Below are 17,177 nucleotides of genomic sequence, written 5' to 3' on the forward strand. Positions count from 1 at the left end.
GATAAGAAATAACCAATACAATCCAGAAAATACGAATTTCATCGAATGCTTTTAACAATCTATTTCCCGCAGGCCTCATTATTCGCGAGTTTATTCAAGATATTTAACCCTAAAAGAATAATTTTTTCGTAAGTTTGAATATCTAAATACCACAAATAGATGATTATACTTTATACAAACGAAGAATTTCGGGAAATCGAAACTGATTTTCCATTAAAATTTAGGTACGCTGTTTCCAACAGAGGACGGCTCATAAGTTTTTCTGAGAACTTAAAAGATGCAAACGAATTAAAAGGATCTTATTCAGATGGCTATAAGACCTTTCGTTACGGAAAGTCGGTGAATGGAAAAAGAAGTTACAAGACAGTATTTATATACAAACTGGTAGCACAACTTTTTATACCAAAAACTTCTGAAGAGCAACAATATGTATTGCATTTAGATTATGTTCGGGATAATGACTTGATAAAAAATCTAAAATGGGCAACATACGAAGAGAAGCTTGCACACTATAAGAAAAGCCCTCATGTAATTAATTCAATGAGAAATCTAATTGAGCATAACATAAAAGCAGATGGGAGAAAATTAACTACTACAAAAGTTATTTATCTAAAAAAGCTGCTGAATAAACCCAATCAAAATACGAGGATGAAGATGTTAGCGAAACAATTTGGAATAAGTGAAATGCAGATTAGCCGAATTAAACGCGGCGAAAACTGGGGGCACATTAAAGTTTAATTACAATTGTATCTGTCTTTCAATTTGTTGCTCAAGTGAAATAAAGGTTTCAGTTCTCGAAACGCCATTAATAGGTTGGATTTTTTTGTTAAGGAGCTGCATCAAATGTTCGTTATCGCGGCAAATCATTTTGATTAAGATGCTCCAGTTTCCTGTTGTATAGTGGCATTCCAAAACTTCCGGTATTTTCTTAAGTTCTTTCACCGCCTCCGAATTACTCGATGCTTTTTCGAGATAAATTCCAATAAATGCCATGGTTTTATAACCTAAAACTTTATTATCTACAATTAGTTTCGAACTGGCAATTACGCCTGCATCTTCAAGCTTTCGCAAACGTTGGTGAATAGCCGCGCCGGAAATACCAATCTTATTGGCAATCTGCAATATCGGCTTTCGGGCGTCTTCCATTAAATCGCGAAGGATTTCTTTATCGATGCCGTCAATTTCTATTTGTAGTTGATTTATTTTCATTAGATTACATTTGAAAATCAAAAGTAGCATATTACTTCAAATGTTTAACTTAATATCATTATAAAGTAAATAATCGCAAATTCGCAAATTATTGATTTGTTTAAATTTGGGAATTTGTGGTCAATTTTTTTACGGCCTGTTAATTACCTAGCAATTTATCAGGATTATAACCCACATAAGGCATCTCCGTTTCGTGGAAAACGATGCCATGTGATGCCAACTCTTTCAAGATAGGTTCGTAGACTTCTTTTCTGATTGGTAATTGTACGCCGGGCGTTTTAATGTTGCCATTCAGAATCTGCAAGGTTGCTATCGCAACTGGTAAACCCACGGTTTTTGCCATTGCTGTATAAATTTGGTCATCGCCTATGCAAACCATTTTGCTATCTATTTGTTTGCGTTCGCCATCAAGTTCGTAACCAAATTTATGACACATCACAATCATGTCTTTGTCTTCAGTTTGTAATGTCCAACTGTCGTTTAAGATGCGTTCTAAAATTTGTGCCGGAGTAGCGTTTCTGAGTCCAACTATCTTCTTTTTGTTAAAGATATCGAGTTCCATCAATTTGTCCCACATGATGTCGTCTTGTTCAATACCAAGTGACATTCGCGTTTTTAATTCAACCGAATCGGATGCGTGAAACGGTAAAAAGGAATTGATAAAATCACGGTAACTCATCGTCTCCGAATTTTCCATCACATAAGAATCGTCAGTCATGCCTAATTGCACAAACATATTCCACGCTTTAGAAAAACCAACCCTACGGATTGTTCCCCGATACAGAGTCAGAATATCATCAAGGCCATAAATACTTCTGTATTTTAATGAATCCCGATTGGCATATCCTTCAAATTTACCATAACCTTCCACATGGAAAAATTCTGTTCTGCGGAACAATTTGTGATACGGAATATATTTGTATTTTCCTTCCTGAATAAATTTGGCAGCACCACCCTGACCTGCTAACACCACGTTTCGAGGCGCCCACGTAAATTTGTAATTCCATAGATTATCATCTGATTCAGGAGCTACCAAACCGCCACAAAATGATTCAAATAAAATCATTTTACCACCTTTGGCTTCAATTTCATGGATCACTTTCATGGCACTCATGTGGTCAACACCAGGATCGAGCCCAACTTCATTCATAAAAATTAGGTTGTTGGCTTTTACTGCTTCATCCAGACTTTGCATTTCGTCCGAAACATACGAGGCAGTTACCATATTTTTCTTGAAAGTAACGCAATCTTTTGCCACTTCAATATGCATGTGAGCGGGCAGCATTGAAATAACGATATCTGCTTTCTGAATTTCGGCCTGGCGTTGTTCGACACTATTAATGTCTAATGCAATTGGGTTGGCATTTGGATGATTATATGTTTTCCTTCTGGCTAATTCAATTGATAAATCTGCTATGGTTACATTTAAGTCTTCCTGGGTAGATTTTCTTAAAAGATATTTTATTAGAGAAGACGCTGAACGCCCGGCACCAATGATTAAAATGTTTCTCATCTTGTTGTTTTTTATTCCAAATCCTTTTCTAAATCTTCGAGTTCTTTTTTTGCTTCTTTCTTGGTTTCAATTTTTTCTTTTTCGAATTTGATATCTTTCACCACTTCGTCTTTCACCAAAAGTGTTTTCCCTAATACAAATAAGGATGCAAGTACACATAAAAGTAATAAAATATTCGGTAGTTTTTTTTGATTTGTCGGCGATTTTTTAAGCAGTATCAAGCAAAAAATCATAGCCAATCCAATTGGTAAAAAAGCAATAGTATCAAGCGGAAATACCGAAAAAATGATTGCTAGTATAGTCAAAACAATTCCTAAAACAACAAGTATCTTTCTCATGATTAAATTCCGCTTGCTGAGGTTAAGGTTAATTGCCCAGTTCCAACCGGAATGCTAAACTTTAGCAAAGCCGGAACTTTTTTTGAGTCGGCGGTAAGCCAGATTAAATTTTTGTCTTTTCCTTTCAAGGCATCGGTTTTAGCGCCAATTGATAGTTTGTAACATTCTTTGCTGCCTAAATTTCCCGCATTTATGGTTTCTTTTCCCATATATTTTAATGTAACAGGGATTTGCTTTTCGTCAAAAACAATCATTAAGGCTTGGGTTTGCCCGACTTTGAACTTGTTCAAATCCATGGTTCTGACTTTATAAAGTAAAGAAATTACATCTTGTGTTGATGCTCCAATGGTAAATGTTTTTTGAGTTTCTGGCCTGTTTCTTTTCTTCGATGTGCTGTTAACCGTGTTGCCTTTGAATACATATTTTTCTTTTTTGGTCCAACCACCTTCGTCAATGTTTCGTTTGTATAAACTTGGTTTTAAAGTCGCCGGATTTACATAAGTTTCATATAAATCCCTGATTTTGAAAAACGAATCCCATTTGCTATACGTTGATAATTCGCAACTCAGGTGTAAATAAGTATTTTTGGCAGTCGTAACATTTTCGGTAGACATTGTAACTTGCGCCAATTGCGTCATCAAACCACTCATGTTATAAGAACCTGCAAAAACCAGTTTTTCGCCTGATTTTATAGTTTGGCTATACATGGTTGCTAAAGAACAGAAAACAAAAAAGTAACAAAATATAAAAGATATTTTCTTCATGATTGAAAATTGATTGGTGCAAATATAAAATTTTTAAAATGTTAGTATGGAAATTTCGAGACAAAAGAAACGTGAAATTTTCTTCAATGGTATTGAGATAACGAATAAATTAGCGCTTTAGTAATAGACTTATAGGAATGGAAAGAAAAATAACAAGTGTTGGAGCCTTTATGGGAATTTTAGCAATAATTCTAGGCGCTTTTGGAGCTCATGAATTAAAGAAACAGTTATCGGTTGACCAGCTTAACGCTTTCGAAACCGGAGTAAAATATCAAATGTATCACGCACTGTTTCTATTGTTTTTAGGTCTAAATATTTTGCTTGATGAAAAAGCAAAAAAAATCGTTTTTCAATTGGTAATTTTTGGGGTAATTTTCTTCTCTGGTTCCATTTATTTATTGACTACAAAAGCAATAACAGGAGTTGATTTTAAGGTTATTGGATTGGTTACACCCATTGGCGGCGCCTTATTAATACTGGCTTGGAGCATTCTGTTTTGGAATATTATAAAAGCAAAAAAATAATATTTTAATAAAAAAAATAGTTTCTAAATTTTAATTTTTACATTTGTTACCTAATTGATTATGCAACGCAAACTAATTTCTATGGAGAACTACGCTCAAATAACGAAATCGATTTCGTTAGAGAAATATGGGATTAAAAATGTCCAAGAAATAATTCACAACCCGTCATTCGAACAGTTATACAATGATGAATTAAATCCAAATTTACAAGGTTTTGAAAAAGGTCAATTAACAGAACTTGGAGCTGTAAATGTTATGACTGGTGTTTTTACCGGCCGTTCACCAAAGGATAAATATATTGTCAAGGACAGCATTACTGAAAACACTATTTGGTGGAATTCAGATAAAGCAGCTAACGATAATAAGCCTATAACCCAAACTACCTGGGAAGCATTAAAGGAAAACACGACCAATCAATTATCGGGCAAGAAATTATATGTGGTTGATGCCTTTTGTGGCGCCAATGAGAATACGCGATTAAAAGTGCGTTTTATTATGGAAGTAGCCTGGCAGGCGCATTTTGTTATCAATATGTTTATTCGTCCAACAGAAGCTGAACTTGAAAATTTTGGTGAGCCTGATTTTATTGTGATGAATGGTTCTAAAACTTCTTTTAAAGATTACGCAGCTCATGGATTAAATTCCGAAGTATATGTTGCCTTTAATTTAACTGAAAAAATTCAGATTATTGGTGGTACTTGGTATGGCGGCGAAATGAAAAAAGGAATGTTTGCCATGATGAATTATTATTTACCATTACAAGGAATTGCTTCGATGCATTGTTCGGCTAATAAAGGTAAAGATGGCGATGTAGCAGTTTTCTTTGGCCTTTCGGGAACAGGAAAAACAACCTTGTCTACCGACCCAAAACGTGAATTAATTGGTGACGATGAACACGGTTGGGATAGCGAAGGCGTTTTCAATTTTGAAGGCGGTTGTTATGCTAAAACCATAGATTTGAGCAAGGAGAACGAACCAGATATTTATGGTGCAATCAAAAGAGATGCATTATTAGAAAATGTTACCGTTAATACAGATGGAACAATTGATTTCAAAGACACTTCAGTAACTCAAAACACGAGGGTTTCCTATCCAATTTATCACATACACAATATAGTAAAACCAGTTTCAAAAGCGGGTCATGCCAATAAGGTTATTTTCCTTACGGCAGATGCTTTTGGTGTAATGCCTCCGGTTTCAAAATTAACACCGGAACAAACTAAATATTATTTTCTTTCCGGATTTACAGCTAAATTAGCCGGAACAGAACGTGGAATTACAGAACCAACACCAACATTCTCTGCTTGTTTTGGAAAAGCATTTTTGACATTGCATCCAACAAAATATGGAGAAGAATTGGTTAAGAAAATGGAGAAAAACCAAGCTAAAGCTTATATGGTTAATACAGGCTGGAACGGAACAGGAAAACGGATTTCTATAAAGGATACACGCGCTATCATTGATGCTATCTTAGATGGTTCGATTGAAAATGCTGAAACCAAAACAGTTCCGGTTTTCAATTTAGAAGTCCCAACTTCTTTGCATGATGTGAATTCTTCAATTTTAGATCCTAGAGATACTTACGAAAATGTTACAGATTGGAATAAGAAAGCAAGCAACTTAGCATCCTTATTTGTTAAAAACTTTGAACAGTATATTGATAATGAAGAAGGCCAAAGTTTAATAAAGGCCGGACCGCAATTATAGATCAACAAGCCTAACCAACGAAAAAGCCATTCAATTACGTGAATGGCTTTTTTTATACTGTAAATTTATGTTTATTTTCCTTTGTTGGCGTCAGCGATATATCTTTCTAAAGCCATTGTCATTGATGGAGTTTCCGGTGTTGGTGCTAAAATATCAATCCGCAATCCGTGTTCCAAAGCTTCCTTTTGGGTAGTGCTTCCAAAAACAGCAATACGGGTATCGTTTTGTTTAAAATCTGGAAAATTTTTGAATAATGATTTAATTCCTGTTGGACTAAAAAATGCCAACACATCATAATACACATCTGCTAAATCAGACAAGTCACTCATTACGGTTTTATAGAAAGTTGCCTGCGTCCAATCTACTTTTAATGCGTCTAAAGTTTGGGGCACATCATAATTTAATTGATCAGAAGCGGGTAAAAGAAATTTTTCTTCTTTATATTTTTTGATTAATGGAGATAAGTCCACGAAGTCTTTTTGTCCAACGTAAATTTTACGTTTTCTGTAAACCACATACTTTTGCAAATAAAAGGCAATTGCTTCTGATTGGCAGAAATATTTTAAATCTTCGGGAACTTTATAACGCATTTCTTCCGCCACTCTAAAAAAATGATCCACAGAATTTCGGCTGTTTAAAATGATTGCCGTAAAGTTATTAAGGTCTATTTTCTGAGCTCTGATATCTTTTGCACTTACACCTTCTACGTGTATGAATTCGCGGAAATCAATTTTTACCTTATGCTTTTGTTGTAATTCAAAATAAGGAGAATTCTCTACTTTTGGCTCTGGCTGTGACACCAAAATTGTTTTCACTTTCAAATTGGACATTCTAATGTGCTAAGTTTTTTGTAATCAAATAATATATAAAATAGTAGGGCGCTATTTCGAGTGCGCAAAGATACAAAATAAAATAAAACAAGTTGCCTATGAGTAAATTTTGATAAATCTTCAATGAAACTAAATAAGAAAACAAATTAATTATTAAAATCCCAATGATAATACAGTAAATCAAAATATTTGATGAAGTATTGTTGTAAAATAGGTAGATGTTTATTGGCAGTAAAATCATTCCAACAAAAGTTCGGTAACTCACTTTCTGCAAATTAAATTGCTCCGCAAATTCTTCAATGTTGAAAATGGCGGCAACAATCTTTTCAATCAAAAACTTAGAAAGCACAAATATTCCGAAAAAAGTAAAAATCCGCAGAAAAATGACCCAATCGGTTTTTTCCATTTTCGACACATAACCAAAATGATAAAGTGCAAGTTGAATAAAAAAAGAAAACGAAATTATTTGAACCAGGAAAAGTAATATTGTAAAGCCACTCATCAGGTGGGAAGTGTCTTTATATACTTTGACATATTTATCAGAAACTAAAATCCTCAAAAACTCGCTAAACCGTGTTTCAAAAGCAGTTTTAGTAATTGCAATTAAAATAAACGAAAAAACAAACAGACATGTTGCCCAATCTTTGGGTTCCAAAATTCTGGGCTGTAAAACAATTTCTATCATAATCATGGCAAAATTACTAATTTTTAGTTGTTAAATTATTATAAAATTATTAAGATACAACACTAATAAAAAGTTTATTTTTGCAACCAAGTTTGACTACTGTTAATATGAACGACGGCATTGTAATTATTCCAACGTATAACGAAATTGAAAACATTGAAAGTATTATTCGTGCTGTGTTTTCGGTACAAAAACAGTTTCATGTTTTGATTGTCGATGATAATTCTCCAGATAAAACGGCTGAAAAAGTAAACGAATTGCAAAATGAATTTCAAGGCAAATTATTTTTATCAGTCAGAAAGAAAAAATCAGGTCTGGGAACAGCTTATGTTCATGGATTTAAATGGGCATTGAAGCATCATTACGAATACATTTTCGAGATGGATGCTGATTTTTCACATAACCCAAATGATTTAGAAAAACTATATGATGCTTGTCATTCTAATGGTGCAGATTTAGCTATTGGTTCGCGTTATGTTACGGGTGTAAATGTGGTAAATTGGCCTTTGAGCAGAGTATTACTTTCTTATTTTGCTTCCGTGTATGTTCGAATGATTACCGGAATGAAAATTATGGATGCTACAGCCGGATTCATTTGTTATCACAGGGAAGTATTGGAAAAAATAAATTTAGATAAAATAAAATTCATTGGCTACGCTTTTCAAATTGAAATGAAATACAGGGCTTTTGCCAAAAATTTTAATATACAGGAAGTTCCGGTTATCTTTACTGACAGAACAAAAGGACAATCCAAAATGAGCGGCTCTATTATTAAAGAAGCTATTTTTGGAGTTATTTCATTACGGTTTAAGAAGTTTTTAAATCAATTATAATATGAATACGGTTTTAATTAAAAATGCCAAAATTGTTAACGAAGGAATTATTTTTGAAGGCGATGTTTTGATTGAAAACGAATTTATTGTTGAAATTGCCGAAAGTATTAGCCCAAAAAAATCCAACTGTAAAATAATTGATGCCGAAGGAAGTTATCTTATTCCCGGAGCAATTGATGATCAGGTTCATTTTCGCGAACCGGGTTTAACTCACAAAGGCGATATCGTTTCTGAAAGTCGTGCTGCTGTTGCCGGTGGAATTACCTCTTTTATAGAACAACCCAATACTATTCCGAATGCGGTTACTCAGGAAATTTTAGAAGAAAAATATCAAATTGCCGCTAAAACATCTTATGCCAATTATTCGTTTATGATGGGCGGAACCAACGACAATTTAGGGGAAATCCTAAAAACAAATCCAAAGAATGTTGCCGGAATTAAGCTTTTTCTGGGTTCGTCAACAGGAAATATGTTGGTTGATAATCAGGAAGCATTAGAAAAAATATTTTCTTCAACTAAGATGCTGATTGCGGTGCATTGTGAAGATGAAGCAACTATAAAAAGCAATTTAGAACGATACAAACTACAGTTTGGTGAAGACATTCCGATTGAATTTCATCATTTGATAAGAAGCGCCGAAGCGTGTTATATTTCATCTTCCAAAGCGATTGCCTTAGCCAAAAAAACGGGTGCTAGATTGCATGTTTTTCACCTTTCTACAGCAAAAGAAATGGAATTGTTTACCAATAAAATTCCGTTAGAAGAAAAGCAAATTACTGCCGAAGTTTGCGTGCATCATCTTTGGTTTTCAGACGAAGATTATAAAACAAAAGGCAATTTCATCAAATGGAATCCAGCCATAAAAACTGCTGAAGACAGAACCGCTTTATGGGAAGCGTTACTTGATGACCGAATTGATGTTATTGCGACTGATCATGCGCCACATACATTGGAAGAAAAACAGCAAAACTATTTAAAAGCACCTTCTGGCGGACCATTGGTTCAGCATGCTGTGGTTGCTATGTTTGAAGCCAATCATCAAGGAAAGATTTCTGTAGAAAAAATTGTAGAAAAAATGTGCCACAATCCGGCAAAAATTTTTAAAATTGAAAAACGCGGTTTTATAAAAGAAGGATTTTATGCTGATTTAACCATTGTAAATCCAAGTTTGCCATGGAATGTTAAGAAAGAAAATATACTGGCTAAATGTGGCTGGTCGCCATTTGAGGGATATAATTTTAAATCAAGAATTACGCATACCTTTGTGAACGGCGAGTTGGTTTATCAAAATTTTAAAGTAAAAGATATTCCATTTGGAAAGCGTTTGCTTTTTGACAGATAAAAAATTTAGTATGAAAAAAATTCTTCTTTTAGGTTTATCAGCGCTGTTTTTTGGCTGCAATAGTAATTCAGTTGAAAAGCCCAAAAACCTTATTGCTAAAGATAAAATGGTTGATATTTTATATGATATATCTTTATTGGAAGCTATCAAAACGCAAAATATCAATGGTGGCATAACTGTGAAAATGGGGAACGATTATATTTATAAAAAATATAAAATTGACAGTATTCAATTTGCCAAAAGCAATAAATATTATGCTTCCGATATTGAAGGATACAAAAAAATGTTTGAGAAAGTTAAAGAAAAACTGAATGCAGAAACCTTGAAAAATGATGGCAAATTGAAGAAAAATGGTCAAGCTGTTCCGCCAAATCCAAACAGCACTTCAAATTCAGATACGCCACAAGTGCAATAATTATTGTTGTAAAGAAATAACTTCTTTAATTAATTTATCAATGCTTTGGAATTCAAAACTCAAAGCATTTTTTATTTTTTCATTGGAGATAAATTCAGAAGAATGCATTGAATTTGCACTGTATTTTGATAGCTTTCTTTTGGTTCTGAAAATTTTAGAAACAACCCAGTCCAATCGCCAAGCTACAGTTGTCATCCAAGGTTTCGCTTCAATTTTAGGTTTTTTAGCATTTAGATTTTCAGCAATTTGGGAAATAACGTCTTTGAAAGTCAGGTTTTCAGCAACAACCGTAAACCGTTCACCTGCAATATTGCTTTTCATTAATTGAATCATGATTTTTACTACATCAGTAACGCCAACATAAGCTGTAGAACCGTTAGTATAAAACGGAAATCCTTTTTTTACAGCACTGAAAAATAATCCACTTCCCTGATTCCAGAAACCGCCTCCGAAAATTATTCCCGGGTTTACAATTACCACATCCAAGCCTTCCTGTTGACCACGCCAAATCTCCATTTCGGCGCCATATTTTGAGATTGCGTAATCGCTGTGAGGGGCTTCGGGATTCCATTCGGTTTCTTCGGTGATTTGATTTTCATGTGAAGCTGGATTTCCTAATGCTGCTATCGAACTGACGTGGCAGAGTTTTTTGATTTTGTATTCGATGCAGAAATTCACGATGTTGGCTGTGCCTTCTATATTTACTTTTCGGAGCGAATCTTCATCATTTGGATCATACGATATTAAACCGGCGCAATGGTAAACGTAATCTACATTTTGGAATGTGATTTCGAGAGAAGGAACATCAATGATATCTGCATGAACCCAATCGATTTTGGTGAATAAGTGTTCTTTTTGATAAAGTTTGAATAAGGCTTTTGTCTTTTCGATTGATTTTTGTTCTCTGTAAATTGCCCGAACAATAGTTTCATTTTGTGCTAAATGCAGCAGCAAATGTGCCCCAACCAAACCTGTTCCGCCTGTGACTAATATCATGGTGCTAAATTACGAATTACGAATTATCAATTACGATTTTTTTTTAGATTACAAATGAGCTAAAAGTTTTTCCTTTAGCCCTGATTGCAGTGGCACGAAGTAGAACGGAAAGCAGGAAAATGGCTCACCGATAAATCACGTGCCAATCGCTTCTAAAATTCCTAAATCTGCTTATATTTGCGCCAAATCTGATTATACTATGAACAATTTAGTTGAAGAATTAAAATGGCGTGGATTGTACCACGACAGTATGCCGGGAACCGAAGAACAGTTGCTCAAGGAAACCACGACAGCATATATTGGTTTTGATCCGACGGCGGATTCGTTGCATATTGGGAGCATGGTGCAGATTATTTTATTACTTCATTTAAAAAACTTTGGACACAAACCGATTGCTTTGGTTGGTGGTGCTACGGGAATGATTGGTGATCCTTCGGGAAAATCGGATGAGCGTAATTTGCTTACTGAAGAGCAGTTAGCTAAGAATGTGGCGGGAATTAAAAGTGTGCTTTCGAGATTTTTGGATTTTAATGAGACAGCTGCAAACGCGCCGATTATGGTGAATAATTATGATTGGATGAAGTCATATTCGTTTATCGATTTTGCGCGTGAAGTTGGAAAAAGAATCACTGTTAATTATATGATGGCGAAAGATTCGGTTAAGAAACGTTTATCTGGAGAAGCCGGTGATGGGATGTCATTTACGGAGTTTACGTATCAATTGATTCAGGGTTACGATTTTTATCATTTGCACAAGCATTACAATTGTGTGTTGCAGATGGGAGGTTCTGACCAATGGGGAAATATTACGACGGGAACAGAATTGGTTCGTAGAATGAATCCGAATACCGAAGCAAAAGCTTTTGCTTTGACTACGCCATTGATTACGAAAGCGGATGGTTCAAAATTTGGTAAATCAGAAGGCGGCAATATTTGGTTGGATGCTGATAAGACTTCGGTTTATAAATTCTACCAGTTTTGGTTAAATACTTCGGATGAAGATTCGGAGAAATACATTAAGATTTTTACATTTTTGGATAAAGATGTTATTGATGCTTTAATTGCGGAACATAAAGAAGCTGCGCATTTACGAGTGTTGCAGAGAAAATTGGCAGAAGAAGTGACTATTTTAGTTCACGGTCAAGCCGAATTGGATAAAGCGATTCAGGCTTCGAATATTTTGTTTGGGAATGCTACTGCCGATGATTTGAAACAATTGGATGAAGCTACTTTTTTAGAAGTTTTTGATGGCGTTCCGCAGGCTGAAATTTCGAGAACAGATATTTCAAACGGAATCAATATTGTTGATGTGCTGAATGAAAAATCAGGATTTTTAAAATCAAACGGTGAAGCCAGACGTGCTTTGACAGAGAATTCGATTTCGGTAAACAAAGAAAAAATCACCGAAGAATTTCAGTTGACTGCAAAAGATTTGATTAACAATCAGTTTGTGTTATTGCAACGCGGAAAGAAAAATTATTTTGTAATGAGGGTTAAATAACCATCAAATTACAACCTCGAATATCAGAATTATCAAAACGTCCCAATACTTCGAAGGAATTGTTGGGATATTTTTTGCCCAAATCCTGTGTAGCTATGAAGGAGCATGAATTGATGTTTGCTAAATCAATTACATTAATGCCACCTGTTTTGCCATAATCAATGTAAGTCATAGCGTCTTCGGTGTCGCGGGTTAGAATTTGCATCCAGGCCGGGCACTCAAAAATACCATTACCAGGAGAATAAGCTTGTGATAAGAGTTCGGTCATGCCATATTCAGAATGAATATTTTGGACACCAAAACCATTGCACAGGATTTCGTGTAATTCTTCGCGTATCATTTCCTTGCGCTTACCTTTCATTCCGCCAGTTTCCATAATAATGGTATTCTTTAGATGGAATTTTTGCTTCTCTACTAAATCTAATAAAGCGTAAGTTACGCCAATCAGAATTACATTTTGCCCTGAATTATCTAATTCAACAAGCTTTGTAATTAGTTTGTCATAATTGTGCAAATAAAAACCGCTGTCTTCATTATTGGAAAGCTTAATCAAATCCTCCACCATATAAATCAAAGACGAACCAGAGCGTTCTAAATAGGATGGAAGCAATGCTAAAACAGCATAATCTTCAATGTTTCCATAAAATTCTGAAAAGGCATTTCGATAGCTTTGCCCGTATAGGGAAATATCTGTCACCAAGTGTTTACTGGTAATCATTCCGGTTGTTCCGCTGCTGGTAAATGTTTCCTGAATTACATCAGTATTAGAAACGATATCATGGCTTTTAAAAAACTGAATAGGTAGAAACGGAATTTGTTGTAATGATTTTATTTTTTGAACATCAGTATTCATAAAATCACAAAACTCCTTATATACCAAGTTGTTTTCATATTGAAAACGAAAAACTTTCAGTGCTATTTTTTCAAATTGCTTTTGAGAAGAAATGGTAAATATGTCTTGCGGATTTATCAAGGAGTAATTTTTGGCAAAAGTAATGAAAATAAAAAAGCCCTAACTTTCGTTAGAGCTTTTTGATATATTGGATAGTAATTATCTAATAACCAATTTTCTTGAAGCTGTTTTTCCTTCTTCAGTAATTTGAACGATGTAAACACCAGCATTAAGTGCTGCTACATTAACTGCATTGTCATTTGTTGAAGTGCTTAAAACTTTTTTACCTAATACATCAAAAACAACAACTGTTTTTTGAGCATTTGCAGAAGTTTCGATGAACAATGTTCCGTTAGAAACTGGGTTTGGATACATTCTCAAACCTGCAATAGCGTTGTTTTGGCTAACACCTAATAGACCGGCAATAGAAGTTGTGATTTTTAATTCATCAACAGTAATTGCTGGAGTTGATGATGCAGCATCCTGTCTTAATAAAAATCCTCCTAATGTAGCAATTGCTGCTGCTGGAGTATCTGTTAAGTCAGGTGTAGTTGCATTTGTTAATGTAGCAAGAGTTGGATTAAACCAAGCTTTCAAAGTGTTTGACGCAAAGTCATATCCTAAAACTACACATACAACATCACCAACATTAAATAAAGTAGCTGCATAATTTGTAGTGCTAGTTCCGGATGTTAATCCAAGTTGATATTGAGTTCCAGATTTTTTAAGGAATAATCTAGCCTTAAAGTTAGAAGCTACACCATCAGTCAAAGCTACAAAATAAGTTTGAGTTCCATCTACAGTTACGGTTGAGTAATCAGTAATATTCATTAAGAATCTAGCGTATAATCCTCCATCTGCAGATGTTGTAGCAGTAAATGGAGTTTGACATTCAGCGCCAGTACCAACAAAAGAAACTGAGTTTCCTGTTGAAGTAACTCCAGTGTAACTTAAATTTCCTGCAACAGCAAGAACACTGTCTCCAGTATTAGCATTTGACCAAGTTTGATTTGCTCCCAAAGCAGTTCCAGGAGTATATGGAAATTTTTCTTCATAAGGCAATGCATTGGCTGGTTTACAATCTACAGTAGCAACAGCATTAGCATCATATGTACAAGTTCCTTTAGCTATGTGCAAAGTAAATCCTGTTCCTTCAGTAACACCACTAACCACTATGTTTCCTGCTGCAAGGGTAGCTGGATTATCTCCTCCAACTGTTCCTGACGAAGGCGTGAAAGTGTATGCTCCTGATGTTCCACCAGTATAAGGGATTGTAACAGTATAGGTATCAGTTCCAAATGTAACTGCATCACAGGCAGTAGTTGGGGTTGCAAGTGATAAAGTACATGAAGCATTAAAATTGTATACTTTAACATCATCAATTCTCATTTGAGCCATAACCGTAGGCTGAGAAAAACGCAACGATAATGTTGTAGATGATGGAATTACACCAGTAGGTATAGTAATTAATTGCCATCCAGCTACATTTGTATAGGTAATTGCAGTCCATGTTGGTGTTGCTGCTGATGCATTCGTGCTGAATTCAACAATTGGTTGCACAGTTGCTGTGGCATTTAACCCAAATGACAATTGCAAATTGGTTGCAGGAAAAGCAGATGTATTAATACCATCTATTTGAAAATATTTTCCAGCAGTATTTGTTATAAATATATTCCCACCACCCGAAGCTCCACTATAACCACTAGATGCACTAGAGATTCTTACATCAGCCGTTCCAGAATAAGCAATAGGTGTTGAATTTTGGAAAGTAGCAGGAGCAGTACCAGTTGCGTACGTTGCAATTACGGTAGTTCCAGTTGGAGTTCCAAAGTTTTCAGTGTAGATAGTTTGCCCAAAAGAGGCATAACTAACTACCAGTAATAGTAAAGAGTAGATTTTTTTCATTTTTTTTTAAATTTAATTAGCCTACAAATATAAGGACAAATTTGATTTATAAAAAAAAAGAATGTAAAAAAATGATTAAAAAATGATTAATTTTCAGAAAGTACAACTATCTGACAATTAGTTTTCTAGTAGCGGTAGTATCGCCTTCAGTAATTTTAATGATATAAACACCTGGTGGAATAGAAGTAATATTTAACTCGCGGGATGAAATAGTGGTTTGTAATACTTTTTTCCCCAAAACATCAAATATCAATATTTCTTTATCTAAAGAAGTTTTTGAAGTAATGTATATTTTACCATTACTAACTGGATTTGGATAAAAACCTAAGCCTTCAGTAGGCTGCTTTCCTTCTTGTGAAAAACTCACTAGAGAAAACAAAAGAAACGCGATTATTATAAAGTATTTTTTTTTCATGACTTCAATTTGGTTAAAACAAATATACAAAAAATATATTTCAAATAACGTACCAAAAAAAAACATCCCTATATTTAGGGATGTTTTAACACTTATTGGATTTACTTTTTATTGAATAAGATTTACACTACCCACAGTTGCCCATGCTCCTGTAGTTAACATAGCTCCTGTGGCTGATGTACCTGTAGTAAATTGTCCACTTGGGAAACTAATGGTGAAGGTAGCGTTCAATGGAGCTCCGATTTGATTGTCGGTATTGGTGTAGGTTACGTTTGTTAATTTTATTTTAGAACCGTTAACTTGATTATTGTTGGTGGTTGCATCTTGAATTTTTACAACATTGGCTGGATAAGTTATACTTCCTTCGGTATAATTTTTATAACCGTCAATAATAATGTTGCTAAAATCACCATTGCCTTCTTTTTTAAATTGAAAGGCATCCACTTGCACATCACCTACCACTTCGGGAGTGCAACCTGTAGCTCTTTTTAGTGTTATATTCGTAACTTTTGGCCAATAATTATTATTTTGCCCTGATGATTCTATTTCCATACCATAATTTCCTTTTGTTACTTGATATCCATACCAATTGGAATTATTTTGTCCTTGCCATCCATCTTGCCAATCAAAAGCATCATCGTAATTTCCGTACGAAATAGCATTGGTCATACTCACTGTTCCACCAAAAAACTCATATCCATCATCGGCACCCTTGTAAGAAACCAAGTGATCTAATATGGTTCCTGAACCACAAGAATAAAAAGTAAAACCATTATTTTCTTTTTGCCCGTCAGCTAATTTTGCACCCGCATACTCCACTCTTACATAATTTAAAGAACCGCCATTATGAGCAGGATTTGTTCCGCCATAATATAATGAGTTTCCATCTTCAGAAAGTATAGAGGTTAAACCACCTGCGCCATGAATAGGAGCATCACCATACATAATGATTCCACCCCAAGAACCCGGTACGCCTGATAATTCTGTAAAAATTACGGGTTGTGATGAATTTCCATTAATAATTAATTTTCCACCATTTAATACCACAAGAGCATTGTCTCCTGTTGCTTTATTACAGGTAATGGTTGAGCCTGCATCAAATGTTAAGGTTGTTCCTGCCGCAATTTTCACGATACCTCTTAAGGTGTAGTTTCCAAAAGAGAACGTTTGGTCAGCGGTATATGTTCCGGTAATTTCACCTGTAACAGGTTGAACACTAGTTACAGTTTCATTATCATTTATGGTGCAACTTGTAAAAAAAGCACTTATAAAAAATAGACTTAATACAATTTTTTTCATTTTCATTTT

Annotated in this window: 18 protein-coding genes; 7 read left to right on the forward strand and 11 right to left on the reverse strand. The window is 34.7% G+C overall.

Translation table 11 applies throughout. The features are described from left to right. Window positions 1–159: 159 nt before the first annotated feature. A complete protein-coding gene (locus Q0Q99_RS12570; protein ID WP_293896572.1) occupies window positions 160–738 on the forward strand; it encodes a hypothetical protein in 579 nt (192 codons plus the stop codon). Here Q0Q99_RS12570 and Q0Q99_RS12575 read toward each other — a convergent pair whose 3' ends face one another. The 4 genes from Q0Q99_RS12575 to Q0Q99_RS12590 form a co-directional block, all read right to left on the reverse strand. Next, window positions 739–1,209 (reverse strand): Lrp/AsnC ligand binding domain-containing protein, encoded by a 471-nt coding sequence (locus Q0Q99_RS12575; protein ID WP_293896575.1) that lies wholly within the window; start codon window positions 1,207–1,209, stop codon window positions 739–741. 139 nt (window positions 1,210–1,348) lie between these two features. After that, window positions 1,349–2,722: a saccharopine dehydrogenase family protein gene (locus Q0Q99_RS12580; protein ID WP_293896578.1), complete on the reverse strand. Its 1,374-nt coding sequence runs from the start codon at window positions 2,720–2,722 to the stop codon at window positions 1,349–1,351. Between the two features lie 11 nt (window positions 2,723–2,733). Further along, window positions 2,734–3,060: a hypothetical protein gene (locus tag Q0Q99_RS12585; RefSeq protein WP_293896581.1), complete on the reverse strand. Its 327-nt coding sequence runs from the start codon at window positions 3,058–3,060 to the stop codon at window positions 2,734–2,736. A gap of 2 nt (window positions 3,061–3,062) precedes the next feature. Then, entirely contained in the window at window positions 3,063–3,824 is a 762-nt protein-coding gene (locus Q0Q99_RS12590) for a DUF3108 domain-containing protein (protein ID WP_293896584.1), read from the reverse strand. Between the two features lie 137 nt (window positions 3,825–3,961). Here Q0Q99_RS12590 and Q0Q99_RS12595 point away from each other — a divergent pair, with 137 nt between their 5' ends. Together Q0Q99_RS12595 and pckA are read left to right on the forward strand one after the other, a co-directional pair. Beyond that, the gene (locus Q0Q99_RS12595; protein ID WP_293896587.1) at window positions 3,962–4,348 is read left to right on the forward strand and encodes a DUF423 domain-containing protein; all 387 of its coding nucleotides are present in this window, start codon (window positions 3,962–3,964) and stop codon (window positions 4,346–4,348) included. Between the two features lie 81 nt (window positions 4,349–4,429). Next, on the forward strand, window positions 4,430–6,055 hold the full coding sequence (pckA, locus tag Q0Q99_RS12600; RefSeq protein ID WP_293896590.1) for a phosphoenolpyruvate carboxykinase (ATP): 1,626 nt from the start codon (window positions 4,430–4,432) through the stop codon (window positions 6,053–6,055). Window positions 6,056–6,126: 71 nt separating this feature from the next. On the opposite strand, the gene Q0Q99_RS12605 is transcribed toward pckA, so the two are convergent. Continuing rightward, entirely contained in the window at window positions 6,127–6,876 is a 750-nt protein-coding gene (locus tag Q0Q99_RS12605) for a uroporphyrinogen-III synthase (protein WP_293896717.1), read from the reverse strand. 10 nt (window positions 6,877–6,886) lie between these two features. Next, window positions 6,887–7,576 carry a DUF4271 domain-containing protein gene (locus tag Q0Q99_RS12610; RefSeq protein WP_367175047.1) on the reverse strand — a complete coding sequence of 230 codons (690 nt, stop codon included), beginning with the start codon at window positions 7,574–7,576 and terminating at the stop codon, window positions 6,887–6,889. 101 nt (window positions 7,577–7,677) lie between these two features. Between Q0Q99_RS12610 and Q0Q99_RS12615 the strand changes: the two genes are divergently transcribed. The 3 genes from Q0Q99_RS12615 to Q0Q99_RS12625 are packed head-to-tail and all read left to right on the forward strand — an operon-like array spanning window position 7,678 to window position 10,160. Continuing rightward, window positions 7,678–8,403 (forward strand): polyprenol monophosphomannose synthase, encoded by a 726-nt coding sequence (locus Q0Q99_RS12615; protein ID WP_293896723.1) that lies wholly within the window; start codon window positions 7,678–7,680, stop codon window positions 8,401–8,403. 1 nt (window position 8,404) lies between these two features. Then, complete coding sequence (locus Q0Q99_RS12620; protein WP_293896593.1) at window positions 8,405–9,745, forward strand: dihydroorotase; 1,341 nt, start codon at window positions 8,405–8,407, stop codon at window positions 9,743–9,745. Window positions 9,746–9,755: 10 nt separating this feature from the next. After that, window positions 9,756–10,160 (forward strand): DUF4296 domain-containing protein, encoded by a 405-nt coding sequence (locus tag Q0Q99_RS12625; protein WP_293896596.1) that lies wholly within the window; start codon window positions 9,756–9,758, stop codon window positions 10,158–10,160. Here the strand turns inward: Q0Q99_RS12625 and Q0Q99_RS12630 are convergent, their stop codons facing one another. Next, the gene (locus Q0Q99_RS12630; RefSeq protein ID WP_293896599.1) at window positions 10,161–11,156 is read right to left on the reverse strand and encodes an NAD-dependent epimerase/dehydratase family protein; all 996 of its coding nucleotides are present in this window, start codon (window positions 11,154–11,156) and stop codon (window positions 10,161–10,163) included. Between the two features lie 199 nt (window positions 11,157–11,355). On the opposite strand from Q0Q99_RS12630, the gene tyrS reads away from it, so the two are divergent. Next, on the forward strand, window positions 11,356–12,657 hold the full coding sequence (gene tyrS, locus Q0Q99_RS12635; RefSeq protein ID WP_293896602.1) for a tyrosine--tRNA ligase: 1,302 nt from the start codon (window positions 11,356–11,358) through the stop codon (window positions 12,655–12,657). On the opposite strand, the gene Q0Q99_RS12640 is transcribed toward tyrS, so the two are convergent. The 4 genes from Q0Q99_RS12640 to Q0Q99_RS12655 form a co-directional block, all read right to left on the reverse strand. Further along, window positions 12,650–13,630 (reverse strand): acyl transferase, encoded by a 981-nt coding sequence (locus Q0Q99_RS12640; protein WP_293896605.1) that lies wholly within the window; start codon window positions 13,628–13,630, stop codon window positions 12,650–12,652. The two genes, tyrS and Q0Q99_RS12640, sit on opposite strands and share 8 nt — an antisense overlap. 78 nt (window positions 13,631–13,708) lie before the next feature. Further along, window positions 13,709–15,454 carry a T9SS type A sorting domain-containing protein gene (locus Q0Q99_RS12645; protein WP_293896608.1) on the reverse strand — a complete coding sequence of 582 codons (1,746 nt, stop codon included), beginning with the start codon at window positions 15,452–15,454 and terminating at the stop codon, window positions 13,709–13,711. Window positions 15,455–15,560: 106 nt separating this feature from the next. Then, complete coding sequence (locus Q0Q99_RS12650; protein ID WP_293896611.1) at window positions 15,561–15,869, reverse strand: T9SS type A sorting domain-containing protein; 309 nt, start codon at window positions 15,867–15,869, stop codon at window positions 15,561–15,563. Between the two features lie 108 nt (window positions 15,870–15,977). After that, window positions 15,978–17,168 (reverse strand): hypothetical protein, encoded by a 1,191-nt coding sequence (locus Q0Q99_RS12655; RefSeq protein WP_293896614.1) that lies wholly within the window; start codon window positions 17,166–17,168, stop codon window positions 15,978–15,980. Between the last annotated feature and the right edge of the window lie 9 nt (window positions 17,169–17,177).

Source organism: Flavobacterium sp. (assembly GCF_025352425.1).
Classification (GTDB): domain Bacteria; phylum Bacteroidota; class Bacteroidia; order Flavobacteriales; family Flavobacteriaceae; genus Flavobacterium.

Excerpts from the sequence above, each read along its gene's own strand:
- Q0Q99_RS12570 (WP_293896572.1), top strand. The coding sequence starts at position 160 with ATGATTATACTTTATACAAACGAAGAATTTCGGGAAATCGAAACTGAT.
- Q0Q99_RS12575 (WP_293896575.1), bottom strand. The coding sequence starts at position 1,209 with ATGAAAATAAATCAACTACAAATAGAAATTGACGGCATCGATAAAGAA.
- Q0Q99_RS12580 (WP_293896578.1), bottom strand. The coding sequence starts at position 2,722 with ATGAGAAACATTTTAATCATTGGTGCCGGGCGTTCAGCGTCTTCTCTA.
- Q0Q99_RS12585 (WP_293896581.1), bottom strand. The coding sequence starts at position 3,060 with ATGAGAAAGATACTTGTTGTTTTAGGAATTGTTTTGACTATACTAGCA.
- Q0Q99_RS12590 (WP_293896584.1), bottom strand. The coding sequence starts at position 3,824 with ATGAAGAAAATATCTTTTATATTTTGTTACTTTTTTGTTTTCTGTTCT.
- Q0Q99_RS12595 (WP_293896587.1), top strand. The coding sequence starts at position 3,962 with ATGGAAAGAAAAATAACAAGTGTTGGAGCCTTTATGGGAATTTTAGCA.
- pckA (WP_293896590.1), top strand. The coding sequence starts at position 4,430 with ATGGAGAACTACGCTCAAATAACGAAATCGATTTCGTTAGAGAAATAT.
- Q0Q99_RS12610 (WP_367175047.1), bottom strand. The coding sequence starts at position 7,576 with ATGATTATGATAGAAATTGTTTTACAGCCCAGAATTTTGGAACCCAAA.
- Q0Q99_RS12615 (WP_293896723.1), top strand. The coding sequence starts at position 7,678 with ATGAACGACGGCATTGTAATTATTCCAACGTATAACGAAATTGAAAAC.
- Q0Q99_RS12620 (WP_293896593.1), top strand. The coding sequence starts at position 8,405 with ATGAATACGGTTTTAATTAAAAATGCCAAAATTGTTAACGAAGGAATT.
- Q0Q99_RS12625 (WP_293896596.1), top strand. The coding sequence starts at position 9,756 with ATGAAAAAAATTCTTCTTTTAGGTTTATCAGCGCTGTTTTTTGGCTGC.
- Q0Q99_RS12630 (WP_293896599.1), bottom strand. The coding sequence starts at position 11,156 with ATGATATTAGTCACAGGCGGAACAGGTTTGGTTGGGGCACATTTGCTG.
- tyrS (WP_293896602.1), top strand. The coding sequence starts at position 11,356 with ATGAACAATTTAGTTGAAGAATTAAAATGGCGTGGATTGTACCACGAC.
- Q0Q99_RS12645 (WP_293896608.1), bottom strand. The coding sequence starts at position 15,454 with ATGAAAAAAATCTACTCTTTACTATTACTGGTAGTTAGTTATGCCTCT.
- Q0Q99_RS12650 (WP_293896611.1), bottom strand. The coding sequence starts at position 15,869 with ATGAAAAAAAAATACTTTATAATAATCGCGTTTCTTTTGTTTTCTCTA.
- Q0Q99_RS12655 (WP_293896614.1), bottom strand. The coding sequence starts at position 17,168 with ATGAAAAAAATTGTATTAAGTCTATTTTTTATAAGTGCTTTTTTTACA.